Origin of the sequence: Erythrobacter sp. (genome assembly GCF_038133525.1) — a bacterium.
Taxonomy (GTDB): domain Bacteria; phylum Pseudomonadota; class Alphaproteobacteria; order Sphingomonadales; family Sphingomonadaceae; genus Qipengyuania.
Genome location: NZ_JAYPTL010000028.1, coordinates 1739 through 13578 on the forward strand (window position 1 = coordinate 1739; position 11840 = coordinate 13578).

The 11840-nt window shown below is 62.5% G+C and carries 16 protein-coding genes and 1 pseudogene; 9 read left to right on the forward strand and 8 right to left on the reverse strand.

The genetic code is table 11. From position 1 onward, the window contains the following. Together AAFM29_RS09015 and rpoZ are read right to left on the reverse strand one after the other, a co-directional pair. Positions 1–628: DUF3667 domain-containing protein (locus AAFM29_RS09015; protein ID WP_341712473.1), on the reverse strand; the 628-nt coding region annotated here is incomplete at its 3' end. 107 nt (positions 629–735) lie between these two features. After that, positions 736–1080, reverse strand: a complete 345-nt coding sequence (rpoZ, locus tag AAFM29_RS09020) for a DNA-directed RNA polymerase subunit omega (RefSeq protein ID WP_341712474.1) — start codon at positions 1078–1080, stop codon at positions 736–738. Positions 1081–1191: 111 nt separating this feature from the next. On the opposite strand from rpoZ, the gene AAFM29_RS09025 reads away from it, so the two are divergent. Then, complete coding sequence (locus AAFM29_RS09025; RefSeq protein WP_341712475.1) at positions 1192–2379, forward strand: phosphatidylserine/phosphatidylglycerophosphate/cardiolipin synthase family protein; 1188 nt, start codon at positions 1192–1194, stop codon at positions 2377–2379. 1 nt (position 2380) lies between these two features. Here AAFM29_RS09025 and AAFM29_RS09030 read toward each other — a convergent pair whose 3' ends face one another. Continuing rightward, positions 2381–3898 carry a replicative DNA helicase gene (locus AAFM29_RS09030; protein WP_341712476.1) on the reverse strand — a complete coding sequence of 506 codons (1518 nt, stop codon included), beginning with the start codon at positions 3896–3898 and terminating at the stop codon, positions 2381–2383. Positions 3899–4075: 177 nt separating this feature from the next. Between AAFM29_RS09030 and AAFM29_RS09035 the strand changes: the two genes are divergently transcribed. Genes AAFM29_RS09035 through AAFM29_RS09050 form a run of 4 tightly spaced genes read left to right on the forward strand, consistent with a single transcriptional unit; the run spans position 4076 to position 6737 of the window. Continuing rightward, positions 4076–4579: a UPF0262 family protein gene (locus AAFM29_RS09035; protein WP_341712477.1), complete on the forward strand. Its 504-nt coding sequence runs from the start codon at positions 4076–4078 to the stop codon at positions 4577–4579. Positions 4580–4616: 37 nt separating this feature from the next. Then, a complete protein-coding gene (locus tag AAFM29_RS09040) occupies positions 4617–5306 on the forward strand; it encodes a glycoside hydrolase family 25 protein (RefSeq protein WP_341712478.1) in 690 nt (229 codons plus the stop codon). Positions 5307–5316: 10 nt separating this feature from the next. Continuing rightward, positions 5317–5721 (forward strand): cytidine deaminase, encoded by a 405-nt coding sequence (locus AAFM29_RS09045; RefSeq protein WP_341712479.1) that lies wholly within the window; start codon positions 5317–5319, stop codon positions 5719–5721. Further along, positions 5718–6737 (forward strand): LD-carboxypeptidase, encoded by a 1020-nt coding sequence (locus AAFM29_RS09050; protein ID WP_341712480.1) that lies wholly within the window; start codon positions 5718–5720, stop codon positions 6735–6737. Before AAFM29_RS09045 ends, AAFM29_RS09050 begins: the two co-directional genes overlap by 4 nt. On the opposite strand, the gene AAFM29_RS09055 is transcribed toward AAFM29_RS09050, so the two are convergent. Genes AAFM29_RS09055 through AAFM29_RS09065 form a run of 3 tightly spaced genes read right to left on the reverse strand, consistent with a single transcriptional unit; the run spans position 6734 to position 7595 of the window. Beyond that, the gene (locus AAFM29_RS09055; RefSeq protein ID WP_341712481.1) at positions 6734–7141 is read right to left on the reverse strand and encodes an ArsI/CadI family heavy metal resistance metalloenzyme; all 408 of its coding nucleotides are present in this window, start codon (positions 7139–7141) and stop codon (positions 6734–6736) included. The genes AAFM29_RS09050 and AAFM29_RS09055 overlap by 4 nt on opposite strands. Continuing rightward, positions 7138–7461, reverse strand: a complete 324-nt coding sequence (locus AAFM29_RS09060) for a helix-turn-helix transcriptional regulator (RefSeq protein WP_341712482.1) — start codon at positions 7459–7461, stop codon at positions 7138–7140. Before AAFM29_RS09060 ends, AAFM29_RS09055 begins: the two co-directional genes overlap by 4 nt. Continuing rightward, positions 7458–7595 carry a hypothetical protein gene (locus tag AAFM29_RS09065; protein ID WP_341712483.1) on the reverse strand — a complete coding sequence of 46 codons (138 nt, stop codon included), beginning with the start codon at positions 7593–7595 and terminating at the stop codon, positions 7458–7460. The genes AAFM29_RS09060 and AAFM29_RS09065 overlap by 4 nt, the downstream gene beginning before the upstream one ends. A gap of 143 nt (positions 7596–7738) precedes the next feature. On the opposite strand from AAFM29_RS09065, the gene AAFM29_RS09070 reads away from it, so the two are divergent. After that, on the forward strand, positions 7739–7912 hold the full coding sequence (locus AAFM29_RS09070; RefSeq protein ID WP_173215558.1) for a hypothetical protein: 174 nt from the start codon (positions 7739–7741) through the stop codon (positions 7910–7912). Positions 7913–7927: 15 nt separating this feature from the next. On the opposite strand, the gene AAFM29_RS09075 is transcribed toward AAFM29_RS09070, so the two are convergent. After that, complete coding sequence (locus AAFM29_RS09075; protein ID WP_341712484.1) at positions 7928–9067, reverse strand: M14-type cytosolic carboxypeptidase; 1140 nt, start codon at positions 9065–9067, stop codon at positions 7928–7930. Then, on the reverse strand, positions 9064–9669 hold the full coding sequence (locus AAFM29_RS09080; RefSeq protein WP_341712485.1) for a hypothetical protein: 606 nt from the start codon (positions 9667–9669) through the stop codon (positions 9064–9066). Before AAFM29_RS09080 ends, AAFM29_RS09075 begins: the two co-directional genes overlap by 4 nt. 134 nt (positions 9670–9803) lie before the next feature. Here AAFM29_RS09080 and galE point away from each other — a divergent pair. The 3 genes and pseudogenes from galE to AAFM29_RS09095 all read left to right on the forward strand — a co-directional run bounded on the left by galE (position 9804) and on the right by AAFM29_RS09095 (position 11726). Further along, a pseudogene (gene galE / locus AAFM29_RS09085) lies at positions 9804–10816 on the forward strand (UDP-glucose 4-epimerase GalE). Between the two features lie 89 nt (positions 10817–10905). Next, positions 10906–11031, forward strand: coding sequence for a type B 50S ribosomal protein L36 (gene ykgO / locus AAFM29_RS09090; protein WP_029941846.1), 126 nt, complete (start codon positions 10906–10908; stop codon positions 11029–11031). Between the two features lie 89 nt (positions 11032–11120). Further along, a complete protein-coding gene (locus AAFM29_RS09095; RefSeq protein ID WP_341712486.1) occupies positions 11121–11726 on the forward strand; it encodes an HAD-IA family hydrolase in 606 nt (201 codons plus the stop codon). The last annotated feature ends 114 nt before the right edge of the window (positions 11727–11840 follow it).

Here is an 11840-nt window from a genome sequence, read left to right on the forward strand (position 1 = left end):
CGGTCGCATCGTCCGACACCAGGCCGCGCGCCTGCTCCAGATCCTCGAGATTCTTCTCGTAGCGCGCCAGGCGGGCCTGGGCGTCCGCATAGTTCTCACTTTCAGGAGACATCTGGGCGACGCGTTCGCGCTGCTCGTCCACTTGCGTTTGCGCGTCGGTGTAGACGTTCTCCATGTTCGACTTGAGCATGTCGGCGGTGGTGAATTCGGTCGGAGCGCTGAGGCCCACCGCCTGGAACACCGCGAACATCAGGAAGATCGAGAAAAGGAACAGCGCCATTGGGCTTACGAAGCGTGCGCGTTCACCCTCGATATAGCGACGGGTCAGCTGGCCGGGTTTGAAGACCAGCAGGGGCAGCGTCTTCCAGGTCTTGCCGTCGAGATGCAGCGCGCCGTGCAGCAGGTCATGCCCGAAAGCTGCCAATGTACGGTGCAGATGCGCCCGCTGGCCGCAAGCGTGGCAATGTTCGCCGATCAGCTGCGTGCCGCAATTGAGGCAGGCGCCCTCGGCGAAATGGCCCCGCTCAAGTGCAGGCGTATCGGGTAGCGCGTTCTTGCCGCGCCCCACGGCTCTCGCGAACAGCCCGCCTTCCACCGCCGTGCCCAGCGCGTCGCCTATGTCGCTCATGAAAACCTCCCGTTGCCGCAAGGATAGGGCGGGTGAGAGCATTGCTGCAATGCAAAAAGGCCGCCCAATGGGCGGCCTTTCCACGTTTGCGTATCTGTCAGAGCGGCTTAGCCGTCGTAATCGCCGCCGATCGAGGTCGAACGGGTCGGTGCCGAGGCGGTAATCCGCAGCGCTTCGGCCGATTGGCTGAGCGAGCCGACTTCATCCATTTCGTCGTCGTCGTCCGGCAGGATCTTCTGGAGGTTGGTGACGGCCGCTTCATGCAGCTCGCCAGGCTTGATCGTCTGCTCGGCGATTTCGCGCAGCGCCACGACCGGGTTCTTGTCGCGATCGCGGTCGATGGTCAGTTCGGCGCCACCAGAAATCTCGCGAGCGCGCTGGGCAGCCAGCAGCACGAGATCGAAGCGGTTGGGAACCTTATCTACGCAGTCTTCAACGGTAACGCGCGCCATTCGGGCACTCCGGTCATCTGAATGATTCTGGGAAAGCGCGGCAAATAGGGGGCCATGCTGCCGCAGTCAAGGATTTGCGCGGACGCGCGGGTTCGGTAAGGCTGTCTTCCAATGGGAGACGTGAACCCCTGCAATAATCCGATCGAATATTGCGACCCGCCGCCATTTGCGGTCGAGGCGCAGGGCCAGTCGCTCATCTTCTATCCTTCTGGCGCAGACCGACGCCGCGCCTTGCTCGAACTGGTTGCCGGTGCGCGCGAGCGGCTCGATATTTGCTTCTATATCTTTGCCGAGGACGACGTGAGCACGGCACTGCGCGATGCGCTGGTCGCAGCAGCGCGGCGGGGTGTGGCAGTTACCCTGATCGTCGATCGTTTCGGGGCATCGGTCACCGATCCCTTCCTGGCACCGCTGGTCGAAGCGGGTGGGCGAACCTTCTTCTTCAGTCCGCGCTGGGGCTTCCGCTACCTGATCCGCAACCACCAGAAGATGGTCATCGTCGACAATAGCAGGGCGTTGTTCGGTGGCTTCAATATCGCCGATGATTACTTTGCCCCACCGGAGGAAAACGGCTGGAACGACCTGGCGATCCAGGTCGAAGGGGAAGCCATCGCCGGACTGGTCAACTGGTTCGCAATGCTTGAAGCCTGGTCGAGCCGCGCACGCCCCCCGTTCCGGGCGATCCGGCGCGCCGTGCGGGAATGGGAATGGCAATGCGCGGACGGCAAGCTGCGCTGGCTCGTTGGCGGCCCATCGCGCGGGCCCTCAAGCTGGGCGCGTTGCGTTACGCAGGACCTGATTGAGGGAGAGAAGCTGGACATCTTCATGGCCTATTTCGCGCCACCCTTCCTCTTGCTGCGCCGGATCGCACGGGTCGCGCGTAAAGGTCATACGCGGCTGCTGTTACCGGCCAAGAGCGACAATGGAGCGACAATTGGCGCAGCGCGCTCGCTTTATCGCTACCTGCTCAAGCACGGCGCGCGAATCTGGGAGTTTAGCCCATGCAAGCTGCACACCAAGCTGCTCGTCCTTGACGATGCGACTTACATGGGCAGCGCAAATTTCGACATGCGCAGCCTCTACCTCAATCTCGAGATCGTATTGAGGATTGAGGATGCAGCGTTGGCTGAAACCATGCGTGGCTTCGTGACCGGGCATATCGCCGCATCGGAAGCGATCACTCCCGAGGTCCACCATGAACGCGCAACCCTATGGAATCGCACTCGCTGGCGGCTGGGCTGGCTGCTGGTTTCGGTGATCGATTATACAGTGACCCGACGGCTGAACCTCGGGATCTGACTTACTCGTAATCCTCATAGTGCCGCACATCGGGGCTTGAGAACTTGGTGAACTCGCTGTGGAACAGCAGCGGGACGTTGCCGGTCGAACCATGGCGCTGCTTGGCTACGATCAAAGTGGCCTTGTTGACCAGTTCGAGGTGCCGCGCTTCCCACTCGGCATACTTCATCCGGACGTCTTCGGAACTGGTCTCGTCGGGTGTGTCGGGCTTCAGCGCGTTGTGGTAATATTCGGCGCGGTAGATGAACCACACCATATCCGCGTCCTGCTCGATCGAGCCGGATTCGCGAAGGTCGGACAATTGTGGGCGCTTGTCTTCGCGTTGTTCGACCTGACGGCTCAGCTGTGACAGCGCGATCACCGGAACGTGGAGTTCCTTGGCCAGTGTCTTCAACCCGCGGCTGATCTCAGAGATTTCATTGACGCGATTGTCGCTAGCGCGGCCCGAGCCTTGCAGCAGCTGGAGATAGTCGACGATCACGAGGCCGATATCGTGCCGCCGTTTGAGGCGGCGGGCGCGCGTGCGCAGCGCTCCGATGGTTAGCGCTGGGGTGTCGTCGATGTAGAGCGGTAGGTCGGTCAGTTCCTGGCTGGCAAAGCTCAGGCGCTGGAATTCGTCGCGGCTGAGGCGGCCAGAGCGCAGCTTCTCGCTTGAGATTTCGGCCTGTTCGGCAAGGATACGCGTGGCCAGCTGGTCTGCGCTCATTTCCAGGCTGAAAAAGGCGACGCCCGCACCGGGCGACTTCTCGCGCTCGATCCCCGCCCGTTGGTCGTCCATCAACCGACGCGCGGCATTGAAAGCGATATTGGTGGCCAGCGAGGTCTTGCCCATCGCCGGGCGCCCCGCGAGGATCACCAGGTCCGAATTGTGCAGGCCCGATGTCTTCTCGTTGATCGTGTCGAGCCCGGTGGTCTTGCCCGAGAAGCGCCCGCCCGAATTCATCGCCGCCTGCACCACCTGCAGTGCGCCGAAGGCGGCGGTGCGGAAGGTCTGCGCTTCGTTCCCCGTGCTTGCCCCTTCGGCGACACGGTAGAGGTCGGCTTCGGCCTGCTCGATCTTCTTGAGTGGCTCGACCTCGTCCGACGTGTCGAGCGCGCCTTCCACTAGGTTGCGGCCGACGCTGACCAGTTCGCGCAACAGAGCGAGGCTGTAGATCTGCTCAGCCAGTTCGCGCGGGTGGAGCAGGCCCTGCCCATCAGCGGTGAGCTGCGCGAGATAGGTCGTCCCGCCCAACTGCTTCATCGCCTCGTCGCTCTCGAAGTAAGGCTTGAGAGTGACGGGGGTGGCGACCGAATTGCGGTCGAGCAGCTTGAGCACGCGTTCGTAAATGCGCTGGTGCACCGGCTCGTGGAAATGCATGGGGGCGAGCGGCGTCTGCAGCTCTTCGATGACCTTATTGTCGATCAGTACCGCACCGAGAAACGCGGCTTCCGCTTCAAGGTTTGCGGGTAGCTGCGGGCCGTTGCCGGTTTCGGAAATAGAATCGGCTGTGCGCATGAGGAGATCGGTGTCGGCCATCTCGGAACCATGCGGGAAGCGGATTCGACTGTGAAGCCAGTTTCCAAGCCGACCGAGGATAGGTCTGTGGAAGCTTGAAGAATTTTTTGCGCTCGCAGATTTTGACGGTAGTCAGGTGAACAAATTCTCGTCCCACCTTGCCCCGCCTCGCCCCAGTTGCGAAAGCACTAGTCTGGCATGACCGATTCCGTATCTCTTCCTGGCGATCACCGCATCGCACATATCGAACTCGACGAGGCGACCATCATCTGGCGCAACGCCGATATCGAGCAGGAGCGGCGGATCGCGATCTACGACCTGATCGAAGACAATGTGTTCAAGCCGTTGCGCGCCGCGGAGCGCGGAGCGTCGGGGCCATACAATCTGCGGCTGGCGGTGCAGGACGGACGGCTGCTGATGACCATCGCGGACAAGGATGACGAGCTGCTCGAGGAGCTGCTGCTGGGGCTTGCCCGTTTTCGGCGTCCGATCCGCGAATATTTCGCCATCTGCGACAGCTACTACCAGGCGATCCGCAAGGCGACGCCGATGGAGATCGAGACGATCGACATGGCCCGCAGGGGTGTCCACAATAACGCTGCAGAGCTGCTTCTGGAGCGGCTTGAGGGCAAGGTTGAAACCGATTTCGCCACTGCACGGCGGCTGTTCACGCTGATCTGCGTGCTGCACATCAAGGGCTGAGGCGGTGGCGCGGCGCAAGCGAAGCCGGCGCAGGCCAGTGCGCCTGACGCGCGGCGTGAAGATGGCTCTGTTCCTGTTGGTTCTCCTTGGGATGGCTGCGGGTTACGCAGCCTTCAAGGGCCGTAGCTGGCGGCCGGAGGAAGCGGTATGGCCCGATCAGGGTGCGCTGGTTTCGGCTGCGGATGGTCCGGTAGCGTTCGATACGCTGCGCGGGCTGGGTGGCAAATTCGTCTATCTCGAAGCGAGCGAAGGCAGCACGGGCCACGATATCGGCTTTGCCCAGAACATGGCGCGGGCCCGGACTGCAGGGCTGGAAGTCGGCGCAGTGCATCGTTTCGATCCATGCCAGACTGCCGATGGCCAGTCGGCGAACTTCGTCACCATGGTGCCGCGCGATCGCGAATTACTGCCGCCCGCGATTCTGCTTGAGGATACGACCGAGCATTGCCCCAGGCACGTCTCCGAAGCGGCCGTGCAGAGCGAACTGATGACTTTGGTCAACCAGATCGAGGCGCATACCGGAAAGCCGGTAATCCTTGCGCCGAGCGAGGATTTCGAGGCGGCCTATGGCGTGTCTCGGCGGATCGACCGCCAGCTGTGGTTGACGCGGAGCTGGATCGAGCCCGACTACGCCGCAAGGCCCTGGCTGATGTGGACCGCCAATCGCTGGTACAAGAGTGAGGCCGCTGACCAACCGCTACGCTGGGTGGTGGTGCGACCGCTGTGAGGAAGTGCATATGACCGACCAAGAGCTGATCAACGCTGCCCGTGCGGCCGCTGCGCACTCCTATTCGCCCTATTCGAAATTCGGGGTTGGCGCCGCATTGCTGTTCAACGATGGAAGTGTGGTGACCGGCACCAATATCGAGAATGCCAGCTATGGTCTCGCGCTGTGCGCCGAAACGGTGGCAGTGGCCAAGGCCATGGCCGATGGCGTGCGCGGCGGGCTCGAAAAGGTTGCGGTGACCGGCCCCGGGACGGAGCCGATCACACCTTGTGGCCGTTGCCGCCAGGTTCTCAACGAGCTCGCACAACTTGGTGGAACCGATCCCGAAATCCTTTGCGTTGGGCCCGACAGCGTGACCTCGGTGCGCCTGTCGCATTTGCTCCCCCACGCCTTCGGGCCTGCCAGTCTCGTATGATCGACCGCCGGGCGGTGCTTGGCGGGGTTGGTGCCATGGCCGCCATGTCAGGTTTGCCGGGTGCGGCCTTCGCTGCGCGCTTGCGCAAACCGCCTCGGTTGCGGCTGGGGGATACCGTAGGACTGGTTGCCCCGGCCAGCGCATTGACCTTGCCGGACGAACTCGATCGTGCGCGCTACTGGATCCAGGCGATGGGGCTCGTGCCCAAGCTCGGCACACATGTCACTGAACAGGATGGCTATCTCGCTGGAAGCGATGCAGCTCGCGCGGCAGACCTCAACGCCATGTTCGCCGATCCCGAAGTGCGCGCGATTTTCGCTGTGCGCGGTGGTTGGGGTGGGGCGCGTGTGCTGGAACTGCTCGATTGGTCTGCGATCCGTGCACATCCCAAGCTGCTGCTCGGCTATAGCGATACGACGGCGCTGCATCTCGCAATCGCCGCGCGCGGCGGCTTCCCCACGATCCACGGTCCCAATGCTGCAAGCCGTTGGGAGAAAGCGAGCTGGGAAAGCCTTTGGCGTCTCGCCTTTACTGGCGAGATGCCGACGCTGGGCGGCGAAGCGATGGAGCAAGAGGTTGGGCGCCCCGGTCGTACGATCACTAGCGGAATCGCTCGGGGCCGGTTGCTCGGAGGTAATCTGACGATCCTTTCGACCTTGATGGGGACGCCGTGGCTACCCGATTTCAGCGGGGCGGTGTTGTTCCTCGAGGATGTGAATGAGGCTGAATACCGGATCGACCGAATGCTCCAGCAGCTCAAGCTCGCGGGTGTCCTCGATGGGCTGGCCGGCGCGATCTTCGGCCAGTGCACCCGCTGTACCGGCGACGAAGGCGACACCGTGGGCTTCACGCTTGACCAGATCATCGACCATCACCTGAAGCCGCTCGGCATCCCGGCATTCACTGGGGCCAACATCGGCCACATCACCAACCAGCTGTGCTTGCCCTCCGGCGTGCAGGTCGAACTCAATGCCGATGCCCGTACGCTGAGGGTGCTGGAGCCGCTGGTCGACTAAGCTTCGTGGCGCAGCTCGGCGAAGGCCGGTCCGGCACCGTAATCGACCGAATCGCCGATGGTGAGGAATGTCTCCCAGACCACGCCTTGCGGATCGGCGACCCATTGCTTGCGCGAGCGCGCATAGCAGCAGGTGGTTTCCTGTTCTTCTATCACCGGGCGCTCGGCCTCTTGCAGCCTTGCAAAGACCTCGGCCAATTCTACCTCGTCTTCTACCTGGATGCCCAGGTGTTCGACCCCGCGCGAGGCGCGCTGCGAAATGGCGAAGTTGACCCGCGGGTCATCGAGCATCCACTTCGCGTAGTCGGGCTTCACCACGGTTGGCTCGGCAGCGAAGAGCGTCGAATAGAAGCCGATCGAATGTTCGAGGTCGGCGACGCCGACGTGGACATGCAGGCGTTTCATGCGGAGATCTCCTTGGTCGGGTCGGCGGTGCAGCTATCGGCCTCGCAGCAGTTTTCGAGAAGGTAGCCGACCAGTGTTTGGATCGCGGCGAAGTCGGCGCGGTAGATGATCGTGCGGTGTTGGCGTTCTTGCGTCACCAGCCCGGCCTGGCTGAGCTGGGCGAGGTGGAATGACAGCGAACTGGGGGCGAGGCCGATCGCTTCGGCAATCGCGCCCGCGGCCATGCCGGTCTTGCCCGCGCGGACCAGCTGCCGAAGGGTAGCCAGCCGGTGATCCTGTGCCAGGGCTCCGAAGGCGGCAATGGCGTCAGCGTCGTTCATGCGCAGCAACCCCGTTCCCGTTTGGGTACGTCGAGCATGCGCCGGGGAATATTTCCGACCGCATGGTGGCAGCATAGCTGGAGGTTGCGGGCGATCTCGGCGAGCCAGCGGTCGAAACGTGAAGAGGTAGTCATTTCGAGAATCCTTCAATTCGATAATGATCGAAATGAAGGATTGCATTATGCTTGTCAATCACGTTTTGATGAAAATCGAAATGAGAATGTCCGTGTGTCCCGGCGCGGGCGGTGCTAAGCCGCTCCCGCTAGGAGAAATTCCCATGAAATTCGTGTCGCTTAAGTCCCGCGGGGGCGACTATCTCGTCGTCGCCAGCAATGTCGCATGGTTGCGTACCGGCGAAAACGGCCAGACGCTGGTCGGTATCGTCGGCAGCAGCCCGCTGCTCGTTACCGGGAGTATCGAAGAGGTGGCCCGCCAGATCCAGGAGGACTGACGGGCCGGCCGGGTTTCAGGCGTCCTTGCCGTCGAGCCATTCCAGTAGCGCGGCTAGGCAGTCGCGTCCCAGCATCTTGCAGCGTTCGGGGCTCCAGCCCTGCTCGGGCTCGGGCTTTGCCGGATTGTCCTTGTAAGGCATTTCGAGCGTCATCGAGGTTGCGCCGAAGCGCTCGGCGACCTGCGTGGTGCTCATGGTCATGTTGGCCCCACCGCGCTTGGCCTTGGCATAGCCCTGCTCGGTCTGGAAATCGGGGGTGCGGCGATCGAGGATGCGCTCGTAGCGATAGAACCGCTCGCCATGCTCCTCGGTCCAGCCGGGGATGCCTTCGTAGCCGGCAAGGAAGGCGACCGGGATCGCTTCATCGCCGTGCACATCCATTGCGAAGTCGACCCCCGTTTCATCCATCGCATTGCGAATGGCGAGCACTTCGGGGCTCTTTTCCGGCGTTGGGGTTTCCCATTCACGGTTGAGGTTCACACCCGCCGCGTTGGTCCTCAGGTGTCCGCGACGCGAACCATCGGGATTGGCATTGGGAACGATGTGGAAACGGCAGCGCTGGCGCAGTTCACGGCCTACGCTGTCAGCCGGATCGGTGAGCACTTCGAGCGCGCCTTCCATCCACCATTCGGCCTGCGTTTCGCCGGGGTGCTGACGGGCATAGAGCCAGACCTGGAAATCGCCTTCGCCCATTTCGAGGCAATCGATCGGCTGACCATCAAGTGTGGTGCCGAGATGGCGATAACTGACGCCCTCGGACGCGGCGGCTTCAGCTACCAGGTCATGATGCCGTTCCATCGAATAGGGTGCGAAATAGGCGAACCAGGCGATATCGCTGGCTGGGGCATAGCGGATCGTCAGCGTACCGTTGTCGGTGTCCTTGTCCCAGCTCGACGCGGCACGACCCCAGTAGTCGCGATCTTCGGAGACGCAGGCACCATAACCGGGCCAACCGCCCGGATAGGCGCTGCTGTTGAGGCCGGTGACCTTCAGCTCGAGCTCGCGACCCTCGGCCCCGCTAACGCGGAAATGGAACCACTGTGCGAATTCGCTCATATTGTCCTTGCGGATGGCCAGCTTTGCCGTCGCACCGTCAACCGACAATACTTCAATATTGCCGCTGTCGAATCCGCAATCGATCCTGATATCGCTCACTCGGAAACCTTCACTGCTATCGTTTCGCCATTGTTGCCGGGAAAGTCCCGAAACAGCGCAGAGGCGACCGTCTGGGCGTTCGCCTTGCCCTGTGCAAGGGGAGAATCCTCGGGTGGACGGAAATCGGCCCGGCCTTCCCAGACACTGGTGGCGCCGTCCTTCTCGCTGAGCCGCACGGCGAGTTCGGTGCCGAGCCGGTCCTTGGGGCCGCCGCCTAGATTGATGCCGATGCCCAGCCCCAGGCCCGATCCATAACTGCCGGTAGACCCGCCGACCCCGACGCTGACCGGGCCGCGTCGCTCACCCGCCGCGATCACGCCGCGTTTGACGCCAACCTGCGCAACCAGCGTGGCCGTTTCACGATCGGTCTCGACAAAGCCCAGTTTCACCAGTTCGGAAGCGACGGCGGCCTTGTACGGCGCCAGTTCGAGATTGCTGGCCTCATCGCCGTGCATTGCTTCGACAAAGAACGTTCCACGTCCGATTTCGCCCAACCGCTCCGGCGCGACGAAGCGGGTGACTTCGACCGGCCCCGGCGGCGTTGCGCAAGCCGCCAAGGCAAGCGCCGCGACAAGGCCGATAATTGCATGTGGAGCTTTCATCCTGCGATCCTTTCACGTCTCTCTGTGTGGTTGTGGCACCGGGCATGCCGCTGGCAACCACATTCCGCACGGGGACGCTTGCGCGCCCCTCTAGATTCCTTGCCGTTACCAAATCGTGTGCTAGGCCGCGGCCCATGAACGAAAGCAGAAAACTGCCTGTGCTGGTTACTGGCGGGGCCGGTTATATCGGCAGCCACGCAGTGCTTGCGCTGCTCGATGCTGGCTGGCCGGTTGCAGTGATCGACAACCTGTCGACGGGATTCTCCTTTGCGGTGCCCGATGGCGTGCCTTTCTATGAAGGAGATATCGCGGACGAGACGCTGCTCGCGCGAATCATCGCCGAACAGGGCATTGGCGCGATCATGCATTTCGCGGGGTCGATCATTGTCCCTGAGTCGGTCGAGAACCCTCTCAAGTACTACGACAACAACACGGTGAAGAGTCGCGCGCTGATAGCCGCCGCCGTCGCTGGCAGGGTCGAACATTTTATCTTCAGCTCTACCGCCGCACCTATGGCATCCCGGCAGTTGAGCGGGTGACCGAGGACACGCCCAAAGAGCCGATCAATCCCTATGGCTGGTCGAAGTTGATGACTGAGAGGATGCTGGCAGATGCCAGTGTTGCGCATGGCTTCAACTTCTGCGCGCTGCGCTATTTCAATGTTGCCGGTGCCGATCCGCAGGCACGCACGGGCCAGTCGACCGCGGGGGCGACGCATTTGATCAAGGTCGCTTGCGAGGCCGCGACGGGCAGGCGCACGCATGTCGGCGTGTTCGGTACGGACTTCGACACGCCCGACGGGACCGGTGTGCGCGACTATATCCACGTCAGTGACCTGGCCGCGGCGCATGTACTGGCGCTCGAGGCGCTGATCGAGCGGCCCGACCGTTCATTGACCATGAATTGCGGCTACGGCCGGGGCTTTTCGGTGCTTGAGGTGCTCGACGCAGTCGATCGTGTCACCAATCGGACGATCGAGCGGCGGATCGAACCGCGTCGGGCCGGTGATCCGGGGCAGCTTATTTCCGATCCGTCGCGGATTCGTGCTACGCTGCCGTGGCAGCCGCAGCATGCCGACCTGGACACGATCGTGGCGCATGCGCTGCAATGGGAACGCCGGCTCGCGGAAATCCGCGGAGACGGTTGACGGGAATCGCTTCCCCCGTTAACGGGCGCGCTTGAATTCGGCGCGTCGGGGGCCCAACTCCGGCGCGTATTTATTTGATGAGATAGACCATGAAGATCCGCAACAGCCTCAAGTCGCTCAAGGACCGTCACCGGGATTGCCGCGTGATCCGTCGTCGCGGGCGCACCTACGTCATCAACAAGACCAATCGCCGCTTCAAGGCCCGCCAGGGCTGAATCGGGCGCGCCGCCTGATGGCGGCGATAGTCTTGCAGGCCGGCCCGGCTCCGCGAGGAGTGCGGGCCGTTCGCATTTGAGGTAACGAAGTGACAGTTTCTGCCGTGGTCTTTGATGTCGGGCGGGTACTCTATCGCTGGGACATCGGCCATTTGTTCCGGCAGATCGTCACCGATCCGGTTCGGCTGGAGAAGGTGGTCTCCGAAGTCATAACCGAAGAATGGCACTTCCAGCATGATGCCGGGCGGGCACTTGCGGAAATGGTGCCCGAACGCATTGCGCTCTTTCCAGATTTCGAAGCCGAAATTCGCGCCTATGCGACGCGCTTCAACGATACCATCCCCGGACCGGTACCAGGCAGCCACGCTCTGGTTGGGCGGCTCGACGCCGCTGGTGTCCCGTTGTTTGCGATCACGAACTTCGGTGCCGAACTATGGGCCGGCTTTCGGCCTACGGCGCCGCTGTTCGACGTCTTCCGCGACATCGTTGTTTCGGGTGAAGAGCGACTGGCAAAACCCGATCCTGCTATATTCGCCCTTGCCGAACGCCGGTTCGGCCATCCTGCTGGAACCATGCTGTTCATTGATGACAATGCTGCAAATATCGATGCGGCGCGCGAATGTGGTTGGCAGGTCCACCATTTCGCCAATGCCGCGCAGCTCGAAGCCGACCTCGCGGAACGCGGCCTCATCTAGCGCACATAAAAAGAGGGCCCCGGGGCGGAAAGCCGCCGGGACCCTCGAGGAAACCCACCGATGGAGAGGGTGGGGGGAATTCAGGTCAGCCGTTGCACTTGGCCAGGGCGTCTT

Bases quoted from the DNA above. Each gene is read 5' to 3' on its own strand.
- rpoZ (WP_341712474.1), bottom strand. From the start codon at position 1,080: ATGGCGCGCGTTACCGTTGAAGACTGCGTAGATAAGGTTCCCAACCGC.
- AAFM29_RS09025 (WP_341712475.1), top strand. From the start codon at position 1,192: ATGGGAGACGTGAACCCCTGCAATAATCCGATCGAATATTGCGACCCG.
- AAFM29_RS09030 (WP_341712476.1), bottom strand. From the start codon at position 3,898: ATGGCCGACACCGATCTCCTCATGCGCACAGCCGATTCTATTTCCGAA.
- AAFM29_RS09035 (WP_341712477.1), top strand. From the start codon at position 4,076: ATGACCGATTCCGTATCTCTTCCTGGCGATCACCGCATCGCACATATC.
- AAFM29_RS09045 (WP_341712479.1), top strand. From the start codon at position 5,317: ATGACCGACCAAGAGCTGATCAACGCTGCCCGTGCGGCCGCTGCGCAC.
- AAFM29_RS09050 (WP_341712480.1), top strand. From the start codon at position 5,718: ATGATCGACCGCCGGGCGGTGCTTGGCGGGGTTGGTGCCATGGCCGCC.
- AAFM29_RS09055 (WP_341712481.1), bottom strand. From the start codon at position 7,141: ATGAAACGCCTGCATGTCCACGTCGGCGTCGCCGACCTCGAACATTCG.
- AAFM29_RS09060 (WP_341712482.1), bottom strand. From the start codon at position 7,461: ATGAACGACGCTGACGCCATTGCCGCCTTCGGAGCCCTGGCACAGGAT.
- AAFM29_RS09065 (WP_341712483.1), bottom strand. From the start codon at position 7,595: ATGACTACCTCTTCACGTTTCGACCGCTGGCTCGCCGAGATCGCCCGC.
- AAFM29_RS09070 (WP_173215558.1), top strand. From the start codon at position 7,739: ATGAAATTCGTGTCGCTTAAGTCCCGCGGGGGCGACTATCTCGTCGTC.
- AAFM29_RS09080 (WP_341712485.1), bottom strand. From the start codon at position 9,669: ATGAAAGCTCCACATGCAATTATCGGCCTTGTCGCGGCGCTTGCCTTG.
- ykgO (WP_029941846.1), top strand. From the start codon at position 10,906: ATGAAGATCCGCAACAGCCTCAAGTCGCTCAAGGACCGTCACCGGGAT.